The 16,197-nt window shown below is 35.4% G+C and carries 16 protein-coding genes; 9 read left to right on the top strand and 7 right to left on the bottom strand.

The genetic code is table 11. From position 1 onward, the window contains the following. Positions 1 to 78: 78 nt before the first annotated feature. Positions 79 to 1,092 (top strand): NAD-dependent epimerase/dehydratase family protein, encoded by a 1,014-nt coding sequence (locus INR76_RS05195; protein ID WP_223109597.1) that lies wholly within the window; start codon positions 79 to 81, stop codon positions 1,090 to 1,092. On the opposite strand, the gene INR76_RS05190 is transcribed toward INR76_RS05195, so the two are convergent. The 3 genes from INR76_RS05190 to INR76_RS05180 are packed head-to-tail and all read right to left on the bottom strand — an operon-like array spanning position 1,074 to position 3,616. Beyond that, positions 1,074 to 1,535, bottom strand: coding sequence for a DUF4296 domain-containing protein (locus INR76_RS05190; RefSeq protein ID WP_223109596.1), 462 nt, complete (start codon positions 1,533 to 1,535; stop codon positions 1,074 to 1,076). The genes INR76_RS05195 and INR76_RS05190 overlap by 19 nt on opposite strands. Next, positions 1,535 to 2,875 (bottom strand): dihydroorotase, encoded by a 1,341-nt coding sequence (locus INR76_RS05185; RefSeq protein ID WP_223109595.1) that lies wholly within the window; start codon positions 2,873 to 2,875, stop codon positions 1,535 to 1,537. The genes INR76_RS05190 and INR76_RS05185 overlap by 1 nt, the downstream gene beginning before the upstream one ends. Continuing rightward, a complete protein-coding gene (locus tag INR76_RS05180) occupies positions 2,876 to 3,616 on the bottom strand; it encodes a polyprenol monophosphomannose synthase (protein WP_223109594.1) in 741 nt (246 codons plus the stop codon). Positions 3,617 to 3,734: 118 nt separating this feature from the next. On the opposite strand from INR76_RS05180, the gene INR76_RS05175 reads away from it, so the two are divergent. Then, positions 3,735 to 4,388 (top strand): DUF4271 domain-containing protein, encoded by a 654-nt coding sequence (locus INR76_RS05175; RefSeq protein ID WP_223109593.1) that lies wholly within the window; start codon positions 3,735 to 3,737, stop codon positions 4,386 to 4,388. Positions 4,389 to 4,417: 29 nt separating this feature from the next. Next, the gene (locus INR76_RS05170; RefSeq protein ID WP_223109592.1) at positions 4,418 to 5,164 is read left to right on the top strand and encodes a uroporphyrinogen-III synthase; all 747 of its coding nucleotides are present in this window, start codon (positions 4,418 to 4,420) and stop codon (positions 5,162 to 5,164) included. Positions 5,165 to 5,240: 76 nt separating this feature from the next. On the opposite strand, the gene pckA is transcribed toward INR76_RS05170, so the two are convergent. Together pckA and INR76_RS05160 are read right to left on the bottom strand one after the other, a co-directional pair. Next, the gene (gene pckA / locus INR76_RS05165; protein WP_223109591.1) at positions 5,241 to 6,842 is read right to left on the bottom strand and encodes a phosphoenolpyruvate carboxykinase (ATP); all 1,602 of its coding nucleotides are present in this window, start codon (positions 6,840 to 6,842) and stop codon (positions 5,241 to 5,243) included. A gap of 78 nt (positions 6,843 to 6,920) precedes the next feature. Then, complete coding sequence (locus INR76_RS05160) at positions 6,921 to 7,313, bottom strand: DUF423 domain-containing protein (RefSeq protein ID WP_223109590.1); 393 nt, start codon at positions 7,311 to 7,313, stop codon at positions 6,921 to 6,923. 43 nt (positions 7,314 to 7,356) lie between these two features. On the opposite strand from INR76_RS05160, the gene INR76_RS05155 reads away from it, so the two are divergent. Next, a complete protein-coding gene (locus tag INR76_RS05155; protein ID WP_255592887.1) occupies positions 7,357 to 8,757 on the top strand; it encodes a saccharopine dehydrogenase family protein in 1,401 nt (466 codons plus the stop codon). 59 nt (positions 8,758 to 8,816) lie between these two features. Here the strand turns inward: INR76_RS05155 and INR76_RS05150 are convergent, their stop codons facing one another. Beyond that, a complete protein-coding gene (locus INR76_RS05150) occupies positions 8,817 to 9,515 on the bottom strand; it encodes a zinc metallopeptidase (protein WP_223109588.1) in 699 nt (232 codons plus the stop codon). A gap of 82 nt (positions 9,516 to 9,597) precedes the next feature. Next, entirely contained in the window at positions 9,598 to 12,621 is a 3,024-nt protein-coding gene (locus tag INR76_RS05145; RefSeq protein ID WP_223109587.1) for a leucine--tRNA ligase, read from the bottom strand. 123 nt (positions 12,622 to 12,744) lie between these two features. Between INR76_RS05145 and INR76_RS05140 the strand changes: the two genes are divergently transcribed. From INR76_RS05140 to INR76_RS05120, 5 genes are read left to right on the top strand one after another with little or no spacing between them, the layout of a single operon-like run. After that, positions 12,745 to 13,623: an ABC transporter permease gene (locus INR76_RS05140; RefSeq protein ID WP_223109586.1), complete on the top strand. Its 879-nt coding sequence runs from the start codon at positions 12,745 to 12,747 to the stop codon at positions 13,621 to 13,623. 42 nt (positions 13,624 to 13,665) lie between these two features. Next, the gene (locus INR76_RS05135; RefSeq protein ID WP_223109585.1) at positions 13,666 to 13,926 is read left to right on the top strand and encodes a DUF3098 domain-containing protein; all 261 of its coding nucleotides are present in this window, start codon (positions 13,666 to 13,668) and stop codon (positions 13,924 to 13,926) included. Between the two features lie 3 nt (positions 13,927 to 13,929). Then, positions 13,930 to 14,721, top strand: a complete 792-nt coding sequence (locus INR76_RS05130) for an undecaprenyl-diphosphate phosphatase (RefSeq protein WP_223109584.1) — start codon at positions 13,930 to 13,932, stop codon at positions 14,719 to 14,721. Beyond that, positions 14,722 to 15,420, top strand: coding sequence for a tRNA pseudouridine(55) synthase TruB (gene truB / locus INR76_RS05125; protein WP_223109583.1), 699 nt, complete (start codon positions 14,722 to 14,724; stop codon positions 15,418 to 15,420). A gap of 57 nt (positions 15,421 to 15,477) precedes the next feature. After that, positions 15,478 to 16,194 carry a hypothetical protein gene (locus tag INR76_RS05120; protein WP_223109582.1) on the top strand — a complete coding sequence of 239 codons (717 nt, stop codon included), beginning with the start codon at positions 15,478 to 15,480 and terminating at the stop codon, positions 16,192 to 16,194. Positions 16,195 to 16,197: the final 3 nt, after the last annotated feature.

The raw sequence follows: 16,197 nt of genomic DNA, 5'->3' as shown, positions 1-16,197 counted from the left end.
AAATTTAAAAATGTACACAAAGATATACCCATTGCATCAAACTGAAAAGAATACTATAAAAAAGACTATTTTTACACTATGATTTTAGTCACCGGCGGTACAGGTTTAGTAGGATCACATTTATTATATTTTCTTCTGAAGGAAAATAACAACGTGCGTGCAATCCATAGAAAATCTAGTAACCTTCAAGCTGTAAAAAATGTATTTGAATATTATGTTTCTATTGAAGAAGCTGAACTTTTATTCAATAAAATAGAATGGCAAGAAGCAGACATTACCGAAATACCAGCGCTTACCGATGCCTTTAAAGACATAACACAGGTTTATCACGCAGCAGCATACATAAGCTTTAACCCAAAACATTACAACAAATTAAAAAAAGCAAATATTGAAGGGACTGCCAATATTGTAAACCTCTGTTTGGCTCATTCTATTGAAAAATTGTGTTATGTAAGCTCAGTAGCTACACTTGGGTCTAGTATAAACGGCGCTAAAATAACTGAAGAAACTCATTGGAATTCTGAAGAAAAAAATAACATCTATTCTATTACAAAATATGGCGCCGAAATGGAAGTTTGGCGAGGCACTCAAGAAGGCCTCAACGCTGTTATTGTAAAACCGGGCGTTATTTTGGGAGAAGGATTTTGGAATTCGGGAAGTGGTGTAATTATTAAAACCGCATCAAAAGGGATCCCTTTTTACACAGACGGAAGTATGGGTCTTGTAGATGTTAAAGATGTTGTTAACGCAATGGTTACCGCAATGCAATCTTCAGAAAAAAATACTTCGTATATTTTGGTTGCTGAAAATGTAAAATACCGCTTACTTCTTTCTGAAATAGCCAAAAATTTAAACGTAAAACTCCCTAAAAAAAGAGCACCAAAATGGGTTTTATTAGCTTTCAGTAAAATAGATTGGTTTATTTCAAAGATATTTAGAACCAAACGTATCTTATTAAAAGCAACTGTAAATTCGCTGTATACAGATTCAAATTATAGTAGTTTAAAAATTGAAAAGGAATTAAATTTTACATTTACACCTATTGAAAAAACACTAAAAAGAGTTTGTAAACACTACTCGATAGAGTCTTGAATGGTATTTATAGAAGGAACCAAACTTCCAGCCTCTGTTTCTTCAATAGTATCAGTGACTTCTTCATCTTTTTCTGGAGTTGCATCTTTATCGTTAGCATTTGCTTTTTGAATACTATCTGCTTTTGATTTTAAAACACCCAATCGCTCTTCAATGGTTTTAAACATTTCTTCATACGTGTCTAAATCTGCCGCATAATAGGTATTGCTATTTGCAAACTGCAAACTGTCTACATTATATTTTGCATAAATTAACGAGTCTAGTTTTAACCCGTATGACCTCACTTTTCTATTGTTTACGCTTCGTGCGGCGTTGCTCAAGTATGAATCCATCATAATATCCATCATCTTTTCCTTTGGGATAAGATTATCTGGCTTTTCAGGTTTTGAAACACTCTGGCAACCAAAAAGCACAATTAATACTATGATGCTTATATATTTCATTAACGATTAAAACTTATGCGTTCTCCTCTACTTCTGTTCGGGAATTTTAAATTTTCGTAAGCCAATACTCCATTGACAAAGGTATGGGTTACTCTAGATTTAAAAACCTGTCCTTCAAAAGGAGACCAACCGCATTTGTATAAAATATTTTCTTTATTTACAGTCCAAGGTGCTTGTAAATCTAGCAATACCAAATCTGCTTTGTATCCTCTACGAATGTATCCGCGATCTTTTATTTGAAATAATATTGCAGGATTATGAGCTGTTTTCTCTACAATTTTTTCAAGTGAAATTAATCCTCTATGGTACATTTCCATTAAAGCAACAAGCGCATGCTGAACTAATGGTCCCCCAGAAGGCGCTTTGGTGTACACATTATTTTTTTCTTCTTTAGTATGAGGAGCATGATCGGTTGCAATTACATCAATACGATCATCTTTGAGCGCTTTTAAAAGGCCCTCTCTATCTTTTTTAGTTTTTACAGCTGGATTCCATTTAATTTTGGTGCCCTTTTTTTTATAGTCTTCATCGCTAAACCATAGATGATGAATACACACCTCGGCTGTTATTTTCTTTTCTGAAAGTGGCAACTTATTATTAAATAAATGCGTTTCTTTTTCAGTAGAAAGATGAAAAACGTGCAATCTTGCACCTGTTTTTTTGGCCAATTCAATTGCTTTTGAAGAAGAAAGGTAACACGCTTCTTCACTACGTATTACCGGATGTTTTTCAATAGGAATGTCATCACCGTATTCTTTAATATGTTCTTCAAGATTCTTTTTTATGGTAGCCTCATCTTCACAATGTGTAGAAATCAACAACTTGGTTTTGCTGAAAATATTTTCAATAGTTTCAGGGTTATCAACTAGCATATTCCCGGTTGATGAGCCTAGAAACAATTTTAACCCTGCTACTTTTTTAGGGTCTACTTTTAAAATTTCATCTAGGTTATCATTGGTTCCGCCAAACATGAAACTGTAATTAGCCCAAGAAGTTTCTTTTGCAATGCTGAATTTATCTTCCAAAAGCTCAATAGTAGTGGCTTGAGGTATGGTATTGGGCATTTCAATAAATGTAGTGATACCACCTGCAACAGCAGCTTTTGATTCGGTTTCAATATCTGCTTTGTGCGTTAAGCCCGGTTGTCTAAAATGTACTTGATCATCAATCATTCCCGGCAATAAGTATTGACCGTCTGCATCAATTATCTTGGTGTCTGAAGATTTTGCACTAATACTATTTGACACCTCTGCAATGATGTCATTTTCAATAAGTACATCACCTTGAAAAATGCTCCCTTCGTTAACTATATTTGCGTTTTTTATTAAAATACTACTCATCTATATTTCATTAAAATCTGTGTTGCCAAAAAGGCTTTTAAACTTCATTTTTATCACTCCAAAAATGGCTTCAGAAATAATTCTAGTGTCCATTTTTGATTCGCCTCGAGTTCTGTCTGTAAAAATAACCGGGACTTCTTCTATTTTAAATTTTGCCAAATAGGCTTTAAATTTCATTTCAATTTGAAACGCATAACCTACAAATTGTATTTTATCCAAATTGATTTTCTCCAAAACTTTTCTTTTATAACAAACAAAACCGGCTGTTGTATCATAAAGGTTCATACCGGTAATAAACCGAACATATTTCGAAGCGCCCCAAGACAATAAAACTCGTGTCATAGGCCAGTTTACCACATTTACTCCTTGCACATACCTAGAGCCTATAGACATGTCTGCACCGTTTTTTCTGCAAGCATTGTATAATCTAATTAAATCATTTGGATTATGAGAGAAATCGGCATCCATTTCAAAAATATATTCATAATCTCTTTGTAGTGCCCACTTAAATCCTGCTATGTATGCAGTACCCAGACCAGATTTTTCTTTTCGGTTTAAAATATAAAGTTGATCTTCATATTCTGTCACGAGTTTTTCAACAGCTTGTGCCGTTCCGTCTGGTGAGTTATCATCAACTACCAAAATGTGGAAATTCATCCGTAAAGCAAAAACATTACGCACCAACCGCTCAATGTTTTCAATTTCATTGTATGTAGGAATAACCACGAGGGCTTTGGACATAGCCTGCATTTTAGCGCAAATGTACCTTTTTTTAAGCAAATAAATGTGAAGGAAATTCTAATTGAATTGCTTTTTGACAATGTTGTTTTAATGTACCTTTATCAACAAAATTCAATACATGCAGTATATTGAAAGGCACATAGATTCTATGGATTGGGTTACTATTATTCTAGTAGCTTGCTTGCTTTTAATAACGACTGTAAAATATCTATACCCAAAAGAGTTTCAGCAATTTATTACATTACCAATAAGCGATAAGTATTTTTTGGTACAAGGTAAATCTGAAAAAATTATACATCTCTTTAACATCTTACTTTTTGTTGTTCAAGTACTATCTGTATCTCTTTTTATCTACCTTTTTTTTAAAGTTTTAAAACCCGAATGGATTGTTGAGAACAAGTACTTATTTATACAAATTTGCACAGGATACTCGGTATTTGTTTTTATAAAATATTTTATTGAAAAAATTATTGGCACCGCATTTTCTTTAGACACATTAATTAACACTTATTTGTTTCAAAAACTAAGTTACCGTAACTTAATTGCACTTTTAATCTACTGTATCAACTTAACACTATTCTATGTTATAGAGCCAAATGCAATACTTTTATTTATTTTAATAGCTGTCATCGTACTGTTAAATGGTATTTCCCTGTTTTACAGTTATAAAACAAACAGAAATTTAATTAATAATAATTTCTTCTATTTTATTTTGTATCTTTGCGCACTTGAAATCTCGCCCTATTTTATCTTGTATAAAACGCTGGCATAGATAGAAAGAATTTAAAAAAAGCTGATTTTATGAAAGTGAAAACTATTTTAGTTTCGCAACCTGAACCTAAGGTTGAAAACTCCCCCTATTTTGATCTTATTGATAGACAAAAAGTAAAAATAGATTTCAGGCCTTTTATTCACGTTGAAGGAGTTCCCAGTAAAGAAGTAAGAGCTCAAAAAGTTGATTTATCAAAGTACACAGCAATCATTTTAACCAGCAGAAATGCAGTAGATCATTTTTTCAGAATTGCCGAAGAAATGCGCTTTAAGGTGCCAGATTCTATGAAGTATTTTTGCCAAAGTGAAGCAGTTGCTTATTACTTACAAAAATATGTCGTGTATCGTAAACGAAAAATTTATGTAGGTAAACGTACATTTCAAGAGTTAACCCCACTCATTAAAAAATACAAGAACGAAACCTTTTTACTTCCGTCTTCAGACAAGTTAAAGCCTATCGTTCCTGAAATTTTAGATGATTTGGGTGTAAAATGGAAACAAGCCACTTTCTACAGAACAGTGGTAAGCGACCTTTCTGACCTTAGAGATGTGTATTATGACATTCTTGTATTCTTTAGCCCAAGCGGGATTGTTTCTTTACTAGAAAACTTTCCAGATTTTGAGCAAAAAAACACTCGAATTGCTGTCTTTGGAAACACAACTGTTAAAGCTGTAACCGACAACGGTCTTAGAGTAGACATTCAAGCGCCAACTCCAGAAACACCTTCTATGACAATGGCACTTGAAAAGTACATTAAAGAAGTAAACAAAAAGTAACTATTTTTTTATTTACAAAAACAAAAAAAGCGCTGTAAAAATTTACAGCGCTTTTTATTTATATGGTATCTACTAACTAGCCTTTAATAGGTGCTCCTGAAAGAATTTCTTCATTTGCGTAAGACTCAAATTTTTCAAAGTTAGTTTTAAAAGATTTTGCTAAAGATTCAGCTTTTGTGTCATATGCTGCCTTATCTTCCCAGGTTTCTCTAGGGTTTAATACATCGTCTGGGACATTAGGACATTCAGTTGGCATGCTTAATCCAAATATTGGATGTTGCTCATATGCTACGTCTTTTAAATCATTATTAAGTGCAGCAGTAATCATAGCTCTGGTATATTTCAACTTCATGCGTCTTCCTGTACCGTAAGGACCACCTGTCCATCCTGTATTTACTAACCAAACATTTACACCGGCATCTTTCATCTTTGCACTTAGCATTTCAGCATATTTTGTTGGGTGCAACGGCATAAATGGAGCCCCAAAACAAGCAGAAAAACTTGGAAGCGGCTCGTCAATACCAGCTTCTGTACCGGCTACTTTTGCAGTGTAACCGCTAATAAAATGATATGCGGCTTGACCAGGGGTTAATTTTGATATAGGAGGCAAAACACCAAAGGCATCTGCCGTAAGGAAAAATATATTTTTTGGGTTTTTACCAATTGATGGTTGTTGTATATTATCAATATGATAAATAGGGTAACTTACACGCGTGTTTTGAGTTACAGATGTATCTGCAAAGTCAACATTACCTTCACTATCCATAACTACATTCTCTAGGATAGCACCCGGTTTAATTGCTTTAAAAATGTCTGGCTCTTTTTTTGGTGAAAGATCAATCACTTTTGCATAACATCCGCCTTCAAAATTGAATACTGTATTTTCAGCAGTCCAACCATGTTCATCATCTCCAATTAATTTTCTGTCTGGATCTGCAGAAAGCGTTGTTTTTCCAGTCCCTGAAAGACCAAAGAAAATTGCTGTTTCGCCGTTTTCACCTACATTGGCCGAACAGTGCATAGGCAACGTGTTTTTATAAACAGGTAGGATAAAGTTTAAGGCAGAAAAGATTCCTTTCTTTATTTCTCCTGTATAACCGGTACCGCCAATTAAAGCAATTTTTTTACTGAAATTCAAAATAGCAAAGTTATGTTGGCGAGTTCCATCTTCTTCAGGATTTGCCATAAAACCAGGAGCATTTACTATAAGCCATTCTGGATCAAAAGACTCAAGCTCATCTTCTGTAGGGCGTAAAAACATGTTATGTGCAAACATATTTGACCAAGGATACTCGTTTATCACTCGTATATTAAGTCTATAATTATCATCTGCACAGGCGTAGCTATCTCTTACATACACTTCTTTTTCAGAAAGGTAATCTGTTACCTTATCATAAAGCGCATCAAATTTTGAAGCTTCAAAAGGGATGTTAATAGCTCCCCACCATATTTTATCCTCGGTTACTTCATCTTTTACAATAAAACGATCCTTAGGTGACCTACCGGTAAACTCGCCGGTATTAACTGCAAGTGCACCACTTGATGCTTCTTTACCTTGATTGTTTTTTAATGTTGCGTTATGAAGTTCTTCTGAAGAGAGTTGATAATTAACTGTTGCGTTCTTAATCCCATAATTATCCAATGAGATTTTTCTTTTAGTTTGGTGTTTATCGACCATCACTTATTTTAAATTGTTGTGGGTTACAAAAATAATAATTCTGAAATAGATAGCAGGATTTTAATGAAGGAATTGTAATTACTTTAACGAAAAGAGACCATACCCCAGTCGTAACCAACCTACTATAAACAACAATCCTCCTATAGGCGTAATAGGCCCTAAAAATGAAACGGAGAAAGGAATAATTTGTTTTAAAGCCAATAGGTAAATTGAACCTGAGAAGAAAACAATCCCAAAAATAAAAAACCGAAACACCCACTTTTGAGTAGTTTGAGGGATTGGCCTTGCAAAACCTATGATCAATAGTGCCAGACAATGATACATTTGATACCGCACACCTGTTTCAAAAGTAGCAACAGCTTCGGCATCAACCAATTGTTTTAATCCATGAGCACCAAAAGCTCCAATTGCAATAGTAATTGCTGTTAAAACTGAAGCCGTAACCACTATATTTTTATTGTAATCGCGCATGAGTCCAAATGGATTTTAGTAATTTCGTTTATCTGAAAAATTAATTTCAAAATTACGAAAAAACCTACCGATGCGAAACATTTTAATTATCGGCGCCGGCCGATCTGCAACGAGTTTAATTAAATATTTATTAGATAAATCTGAAACTGAAAAACTAGCGCTTACCATAGGAGATCTTTCTTTGGAAAATGCTCAAAAACTAGCGGGTGATCACCCAAACGCAACCGCTATAAAATTGGATATTTTTAACGAAGAAGAACGAAGAAAAACTGTAAAAGAAGCAGATTTGGTTATCTCTATGCTGCCTGCCCGTTTTCATATTGAAGTAGCAAAAGATTGCCTAGAGTTTGATAAACATATGGTAACAGCATCCTACGTAAGTGATGAGATGCAGGCATTAAATAGCGATGTAGAAAAAAAGGAGTTGGTTTTCATGAACGAAATTGGGCTCGATCCCGGGATTGACCACATGAGTGCCATGCAAGTAATTGACCGCATTCGTGATAACGGTGGAAAAATGTTATTGTTTGAATCATTTACCGGCGGATTAGTAGCTCCAGAAAGTGATGACAACCTTTGGCATTATAAGTTTACGTGGAACCCAAGAAATGTAGTGATTGCCGGACAAGGTGGTGCTGCCGAATTTATACAAGAAGGCACCTATAAATACATTCCTTATCACCGTTTGTTTAGAAGAACAGAATTTTTAAATATAGAAGGTCACGGTCGTTTTGAAGGCCTTGCTAATCGTAATTCACTCAAATATAGAAGCGTTTATGGACTGGAAGACGTACTAACACTGTACCGCGGAACCATTAGACGTGTTGGTTTCAGTAAAGCCTGGAATATGTTTGTGCAATTAGGAATGACAGATGACGGTTATACCATTCCAGATTCAGAAAATCTATCCTACCGCGATTTTGTAAATTTATTTTTACCGTATTCACCAACAGATTCTGTAGAGTTAAAACTAAGACACAACCTAAAAATTGATCAAGATGATTTAATGTGGGGAAAACTGGAAGAACTTGACATTTTTAACCCAAATAAGAAAATAGGAATTAAAAATGCAACACCGGCACAAGCGCTTCAGAAAATACTAGAAGACAAATGGACACTACAACCTGAAGATAAAGACATGATTATTATGTATCACAAGTTTGGGTATGAACTAAATGGCGAAAAGAAACAAATTGATAGTCATATGGTATTAACAGGCGAAGACCAAACACATACTGCTATGGCCAAAACCGTTGGACTTCCAGTAGCCATGGCTGCTATTAAAATTTTGAACAAAGAAATCACCACGCCAGGTGTACAGCGACCTATTAGTAAAGAAGTGTACGAACCTATTCTAGAAGAATTAACAAAACACGGTATTACTTTCAAAGAAAACTTTACTGAATATTTAGGATACAATCCCGACAATGTTCAAGGTTATTAAACAACAAAAAGCCCGATGTTTTTACATCGGGCTTTTTTATTATTCTATTTTTTAAAAAATTAATCTCTTCCGCCTAAAAACATACTTATAAAGTATAACAACGTAGCCAAAGAACCTAAAGCAGCAACTACATACGTTCTAGCTGCCCATTTTAAAGCATCTTTAGCACCATCGTGTTCTTGTTGCGTAAGCATATTTTCATTTTCTAACCACGCCAAAGCACGCTTACTCGCATCAAACTCTACCGGTAATGTAATAAATGCAAAAGCTGTAGTTGTGGCAAATAAAATGATCCCTACCAAGAAAAGCGTGTTTCCTAAACCTGTCATGGAAGTAGCAAAAGTTAATACCAAACCTGCCATAATCACAAAGTTTGACAACTTACTGGCAACACTTACTGCTGGTACAATAGCAGATCTAAATTTTAACCAACTGTACGCTCTGGCGTGTTGAATAGCGTGACCACATTCGTGAGCTGCAACGGCTGCAGCTGCAGCATTACGTTGCATATAAACCGGTTCACTCAAGTTAACGGTTTTCTTTCCCGGGTGATAATGGTCTGTTAATTGTCCGGGTGTTGAGATTACCTGAACATCTGTTATACCATTATCGGCGAGCATTTTTTCGGCAATTTCCTTACCGCTCATCCCGTTTTGTAAATGTATTTGTGAATACTTTTTAAACTTACTTTTCAGTTTGTTGCTCACATACATACTCACCAAAAAGATAATTCCTGCAATTATATAATATCCTATCATGTTTTTAATACTTTATTGTTTTGAACCTTCAAAACAGTTATAGCAATTTTAAAATAAATATAGCAAATACTGTGCAAATTTATTAGCCAACAATATTTACAATTTTACCTGGCACCACAATCACCTTTTTAGGTGTACGCCCATCCAGATAATGGGCAGTTTTCTCGTGTGCCATTACGGCAGATTCTATTTCGTCTTTACTCATATCTAATGGCAGCTCTAGTGTAAAGCGCATTTTTCCGTTGAACGAAATAGGATATTCTTTACTACTTTCTACCAAATGTTTTTCATCAAAAATTGGAAATGGCGCAGTTGCAATACTTTCTGAATGCCCTAACAAGCTCCACAGTTCTTCTGAAATATGCGGTGCATACGGAGAAATCAATATCGCTAAAGGCTCTAAAACCTCTCTACTTGTGCACTTTTGGCTCGTTAATTCATTTACTGCAATCATAAATGTAGAAACCGAAGTGTTAAAACTGAAGTTTTCTATGTCTTCCCCTACTTTTTTGATGGTTTTATGAAGCGTTTTTAAACTGTCTTTTGAAGCAGCCTCTTCGGTAACTTTAAAACCACCTTCGGCTCCTGTGTGATACAATTTCCAAAGTTTTTTAAGAAAATTGTGTACACCGGTGATTCCGGCAGTATTCCACGGCTTGGCTTGCTCTATTGGACCTAAAAACATTTCGTACATCCGTAAGGTATCAGCACCGTAATCATTACAAATATCATCAGGATTGACTACGTTGTATTTAGATTTGGACATTTTTTCGACCTCGCGAGAGACTTTAAACGTTCCGTCTTCTTCGGTAATAAACTCAGCATCTTTAAATTCTGGTCTAAAATCTTTGAAAGCCTCTAAGTCTAGTTCGTTCGAAATGTTAACATCATCTACGTGAGCAGGGACATTATCTACAGAATAATATGCAACATATTTTTCTTTATTTAAATACTTATAGTCATCCTCCTTTAGATAAGGTTTTAACCATTCAATATTTTTGAAATCAAGAGAATAAGATTGACTTAGCAAAATGGGTTTATCAAACTCAATAATTTTTTCAATAGAATTTTTTATACTATTAAACCAACTTTTCGCATCTGATCCAGATTTAGGAATAGATTCTGAAATTTTATCTCTTTCAGCAAATGATACTTTTTTCGAAAACCTCGAAACAAAAGCACTCTCCCCCAAAATCATCCCTTGGTTGATGAGCTTTTTAAACGGTTCTTCTACCGTTAAAACGCCGCGATCGTATAAAAATTTCACCCAAAAACGACTGTATAATAAGTGACCAGTGGCGTGTTCGCTTCCGCCAACATATAAATCTACATTCTGCCAATAATCCATCGCCTCTTGGCTAGTCAAAGCCTCTTCATTATGCGGGTCCATATACCGGAACATATAACAACTACTCCCTGCCCAACCCGGCATGGTGTTTAATTCTAACGGAAAAACGGTTTCATTATCCACATTATCATTGGCAACTACTTCATTTTTATGTGTATCCCACGCCCAAACATCGGCACGGCCCAATGGTGGTTCGCCGTCTTCGGTAGGTAAATAAGCGGAAACCTCGGGTAAGGTCAATGGTAAGTATTTTTCGTCTATCAATTGTGGCAATCCGTTTTTATAGTACACCGGGAATGGTTCACCCCAATAGCGCTGACGGCTAAAAACCGCATCACGTAACTTGTAATTTATTTTTCCTTTTCCGGCATCTTTTTGCTCAAGCGCTTCAATAACTTTATTGGTCGCGGCTTTGTATTGTAAACCGTTTAAGAAATCACTGTTGGCAATAACAGTCTTATCTTTATCTGTAAAAGCTCCTTCTGAAATATCAATACCTTCAAAAATATTTGGGATAGGAATATCAAAATGCCTAGCAAAATCATAATCGCGTTGATCACCACAAGGCACGCTCATCACAGCACCGGTTCCGTAACCGGCTAAAACGTAATCACCAATCCAAATAGGGATTGATTCTCCGCTAAACGGATGCTCGGCATAGGCTCCGGTAAACACACCTGAGATGGTTTTTACGTCGGCCATACGTTCACGTTCGCTACGTTTGGCAGTCGCTTCAATGTAGGCTTCTACTTCGGCTTTTTGAGCTTCGGTTGTGATTTTTGACACCAACTCATGCTCTGGCGCCAACGTCATAAAACTTACACCAAAAATAGTGTCGGGACGTGTGGTGAAAACTTCTATAACCTCATCGTAATCTTTTACATTAAACGTAACACTAGCTCCTTCACTTCTACCAATCCAATTGGTTTGCGAGTCTTTAAGTGGCTGTGGCCAATCGATGTCATTCAATCCATCTAACAAGCGTTGTGCATACGCGGTGATGCGCATACTCCATTGTTTCATTTTTTTCCGAACTACCGGATAACCACCACGCTCAGAAACGCCATTGACAATTTCATCATTGGCTAACACCGTTCCAAGTTGCGGACACCAGTTTACTTCAGTTTCGGCTAGATAGGTTAATCTATATTGTAATAAAATTTTTTGCTGTTTTTCTGAAGAAAATGCATTCCACTCTTCTGAAGAAAAAAGTGTTACATCACTATCACAAGCAGCATTAATGTTTGAATTTCCTTCAGAAGTAAAAATATTTTCTAATTCTGAAATAGGCTTTGCTTTATCTGCATCACAATCATACCAACTATTAAAAAGTTGCATGAAAATCCATTGCGTCCATTTGTAATATTCAGGATTTGAAGTTCTTACTTCACGGCTCCAATCAAATGAAAATCCTATTCTATCAAGTTGTTCACGGTAGCGAGCAATATTTTCTTTGGTTGTCTTTTTGGGGTGTTGCCCGGTTTGAATGGCATATTGTTCTGCCGGTAGACCAAAGCTATCATACCCCTGCGGATGTAGAACATTAAAACCTTTGTGACGCTTGTAGCGTGCATAAATATCACTAGCAATATATCCTAAAGGGTGACCCACGTGCAATCCGGCTCCAGAAGGATACGGAAACATATCTAGCACATAATATTTTGGTTTTTCGCTGTTATTTTCAGCTTGAAAGGTTTTATTTTGGGCCCAATACTGTTGCCACTTTTTTTCAATGTTATTAAAATTGTATTTGCTCATCGCTACCGTTTGAAAATAGGTGGCAAATTTACGGCTATTGTACGAAAGACAAAAGTTTAAACGTTAGTTAGTCATAGCTTTAAAATTCCTTGTATTTTTACAGTATTAAATTCAACAAATTATATGGCTTCATCTTTTGAAAAATATCAAAAACGCAGGTTGATTTCATCTTACTTTTCAGTAGTTATAAGCATTTCGCTTGTGTTATTTTTACTGGGGTTATTAGGGTTATTGGTGCTTAACACCAAAAAAGTAGCAGACCACTTTAAGGAGCAGATTGCATTGACGGTCTACATGAAAGATACGGCAAAAGAAGTTGAAATTACCCAGTTAAAACAAACATTGGCCTTAGCCGAATACACAAAAAGTGCAGAATATATAAGCAAAGAGCAAGCAGCCGAAGAACACAGCGCTGCCATAGGAGAAAATTTTATGGACTTTTTAGGCTATAACCCGCTGCAAAACAGCATTGATGTGTATTTATTGGCAGATTATGTTTCACCTTCACAACTGGAAGAAATTACAGATGAGTTAATGACAAAAGATTTTATTGACGAAGTGGTATATGATAAACCGCTTATTGCGTTATTAAATGATAACGTAAAAAAAATTAGTTTTTGGGTATTGGTGGTAAGCGGTATTTTCCTATTTATTGCTGTATTGCTTATTAACAGCTCCATCAGACTTTCTGTCTATGCAAAACGATTTACTATTAAAACTATGCAAATGGTAGGTGCTACCAAGCGTTTTATAAGACGCCCTTTTATTTGGAAAAGTGTTCGTCTGGGAATGATTGGCGCCGTATTAGCTTTAATAGGCATGGGCTTGGTTTTATATTACCTCAACAAAAGTTTTCCGGAACTACAGCTTCTTGAAGACAGAGTCTTATTAATCGGGTTATTTGTAGGAGTTTTTTTAATAGGCGTTTTTATTAGTTGGCTAAGTACCTTTTTTGCCACACAACGATTCTTAAACTTACGCACAGATGAATTATATTATTAAAACCGTACCTTTGAAGCCCAATCTAGGAAACAAATAAATGCTATGGGAGAACAAAAGAGAAGAGAAGAAGCCCAAAAACGATATTTTATATTTGAGCGTAAAAATTATCAATTTATGTTAATTGGGGTTGCTTTTATTGCACTAGGTTTTATACTAATGGCCGGCGGCGGAAGTGAAGACCCAAATGTATTTAACCCTGAAATTTACAGCTGGCGACGTATTCGTTTGGCACCGGCATTAATCCTTATTGGTTTTGGTATAGAAGTATATGCCATTTTATTAAATCCTCACAAGAAAAAATAATCAATGAACAGTTGGGACGCCATTCTCTTGGGTATTATCCAAGGGTTTACTGAGTTTTTACCTGTTTCTTCTAGTGGTCACCTTGAACTAGGTAAAGCCATTCTAGGAGATACCATGGTTGCTGAAGAAAGCCTTTTATTTACCGTAGTGCTTCACTTTGCTACAGCACTAAGTACTATTGTTGTTTTCAGAAAAGATATTGTTGACATTATTAGAGCTTTGATGAAGTTTCAATGGAATGAAGAAACACAGTTTGTTTTTAAAATTGGAGTTTCTATGGTTCCTGCAGTACTTATTGGGTTACTTTTTGAAGAGCAACTAGAATCTTTTTTTGGTGGTAGTGTTGCTTTTGTAGGAGCTATGCTTATTGTCACAGCTATTTTACTTTGGTTGGCAGATAAAGCCAAAAACACAGGCAAACCAGTTTCTTTTAAAGATTCATTAATAATAGGCGTTTCTCAAGCAATTGCTATGCTTCCGGGTATTTCTAGAAGTGGTGCTACAATTTCAACTTCAGTTTTATTAGGAAATGACAAAAGCAAAGCAGCTCGTTTCTCTTTTTTAATGGTTGTACCTTTAATATTTGGAAAAATTGCCAAAGATATATTGAGTGGAGATCTTTCTGCCGAAAGCACCAATTTATCAACCTTAGGCTTAGGGTTTATTTCAGCATTTATTTGTGGGCTTATTGCTTGTACTTGGATGATTTCATTGGTAAAGAAAAGTAAACTTCGTTATTTTTCTGTGTATTGTATAATTGTTGGGTTAATAGCCATTAGTGTAAGTTTTATATAAATGACTGAACAAGATTTTAAAAACGGACAAGTACTTTTAATTGACAAACCACTTAATTGGACCTCTTTTCAGGTGGTAAATAAAATACGTTGGCTTATCAAAAAGCAGTTTGGAATTAAAAAAATAAAAGTAGGTCATGCCGGCACACTAGACCCCTTGGCAACCGGCTTGTTAATTCTCTGTACAGGGAAGTTTACAAAAAAAATAGAAACCCTTCAAGCTCAAGAAAAAGAGTACACCGGCACCTTTACACTTGGTGCAACAACTCCAAGTTATGATCTAGAAACCGAAATAGATCACCGTTTTGATATAACTGAAATTACTTCAGAAAATATCTATGAAGCTACAAACCAGTTTATAGGAGATATTCAACAGCAACCACCTGTTTTTTCGGCTTTAAAAAAAGAAGGAAAACGCTTATATGAATATGCTAGGGCAGGTGAAAAAGTTGAAATCCCATCACGAACAGTACATATTTCAGCCTTTGAAATTACCCGAATTGAACTTCCTGAAGTAGATTTCAGAGTTGCGTGCAGTAAAGGAACCTACATTCGTTCTCTCGCTCATGATTTTGGAAAAGCGTTAAAAAATGGCGCACATCTTTCTGCGTTAAAACGTACTAAAATTGGTGATTTTTCAGTAGAAAATGCAATTACAATAGAAGATTTTGAGAAAAACTTACAAGCTACACAATCTTAATTATCTATTAATTACCTGCTTGATTTCCATTATTTTGCTTAATTTTTCACCGAAGTAATGAACCTAAATTATTCATACCGCGCCCTACTAGTAACCTCCCTTCTTTTTGGGATTCTTTTTTTATTGCTTTACAGCATTAAACTTGGCAATGCAAAAAAAGAAAAGGAACCCGTTTATGATATTGAATATGCAAAACTTGAAGAGGTGCTTCCTAAGCAAGAGGAAATTATAAAAACTGAAACTGAAGCCTCTAAAATTGAAACAAATCGCGCATATAATGAAGCTGAAAAGCTACTTGCTGAAATGAATCGTGATGAGATAAACACATCTAAAGAAATACAAAATAAACTAGATGAAATTGATGCCGCTATTGAAAGTTCAAACGCATCAACCAACGGAAACGGAATGCGAGCTGCTCAAAAAGCGTCAAAAAAGAAAGCTAAAAACACAGAAAAAACAGCTAATGAAAAATCAGGAAAAAAAGCAGCCAACCGTAACACAACTGTAAGTTATCGTTTAGTAAACCGAAGTGATCTTGAATTGCCCAACCCTGTTTATACCTGTGAAGGCAGTGGAAAGGTAGTAATTAACATTGTTGTTGATTCTTTAGGAAACGTTATTAAAACAACTTATAGCCAGAGCGCCTCTACAACTACCAACGGCTGTTTGATTGATAGTGCTTTGGAATATGCTAAACAAGCTCGATTTACTACCAAAGCCAGCAAAAAAAAGCAACTAGGCACTATTACTTATAATTTTCCTGGGCAGTACTAATTA

This window comes from Marixanthomonas sp. SCSIO 43207, assembly GCF_019904255.1.
Taxonomy (GTDB): domain Bacteria; phylum Bacteroidota; class Bacteroidia; order Flavobacteriales; family Flavobacteriaceae; genus Marixanthomonas.
This window is presented reverse-complemented; position numbering and strand designations above follow the sequence as displayed.

Coding starts and splice junctions, on each gene's coding strand:
- INR76_RS05160 (WP_223109590.1), bottom strand. CDS start 7,313: ATGCGCGATTACAATAAAAATATAGTGGTTACGGCTTCAGTTTTAACA.
- INR76_RS05170 (WP_223109592.1), top strand. CDS start 4,418: ATGAAAGTGAAAACTATTTTAGTTTCGCAACCTGAACCTAAGGTTGAA.
- truB (WP_223109583.1), top strand. CDS start 14,722: ATGACTGAACAAGATTTTAAAAACGGACAAGTACTTTTAATTGACAAA.
- INR76_RS05145 (WP_223109587.1), bottom strand. CDS start 12,621: ATGAGCAAATACAATTTTAATAACATTGAAAAAAAGTGGCAACAGTAT.
- pckA (WP_223109591.1), bottom strand. CDS start 6,842: ATGGTCGATAAACACCAAACTAAAAGAAAAATCTCATTGGATAATTAT.
- INR76_RS05135 (WP_223109585.1), top strand. CDS start 13,666: ATGGGAGAACAAAAGAGAAGAGAAGAAGCCCAAAAACGATATTTTATA.
- INR76_RS05130 (WP_223109584.1), top strand. CDS start 13,930: ATGAACAGTTGGGACGCCATTCTCTTGGGTATTATCCAAGGGTTTACT.
- INR76_RS05150 (WP_223109588.1), bottom strand. CDS start 9,515: ATGATAGGATATTATATAATTGCAGGAATTATCTTTTTGGTGAGTATG.
- INR76_RS05175 (WP_223109593.1), top strand. CDS start 3,735: ATGCAGTATATTGAAAGGCACATAGATTCTATGGATTGGGTTACTATT.
- INR76_RS05120 (WP_223109582.1), top strand. CDS start 15,478: ATGAACCTAAATTATTCATACCGCGCCCTACTAGTAACCTCCCTTCTT.
- INR76_RS05140 (WP_223109586.1), top strand. CDS start 12,745: ATGGCTTCATCTTTTGAAAAATATCAAAAACGCAGGTTGATTTCATCT.
- INR76_RS05195 (WP_223109597.1), top strand. CDS start 79: ATGATTTTAGTCACCGGCGGTACAGGTTTAGTAGGATCACATTTATTA.
- INR76_RS05180 (WP_223109594.1), bottom strand. CDS start 3,616: ATGTCCAAAGCCCTCGTGGTTATTCCTACATACAATGAAATTGAAAAC.
- INR76_RS05190 (WP_223109596.1), bottom strand. CDS start 1,535: ATGAAATATATAAGCATCATAGTATTAATTGTGCTTTTTGGTTGCCAG.
- INR76_RS05185 (WP_223109595.1), bottom strand. CDS start 2,875: ATGAGTAGTATTTTAATAAAAAACGCAAATATAGTTAACGAAGGGAGC.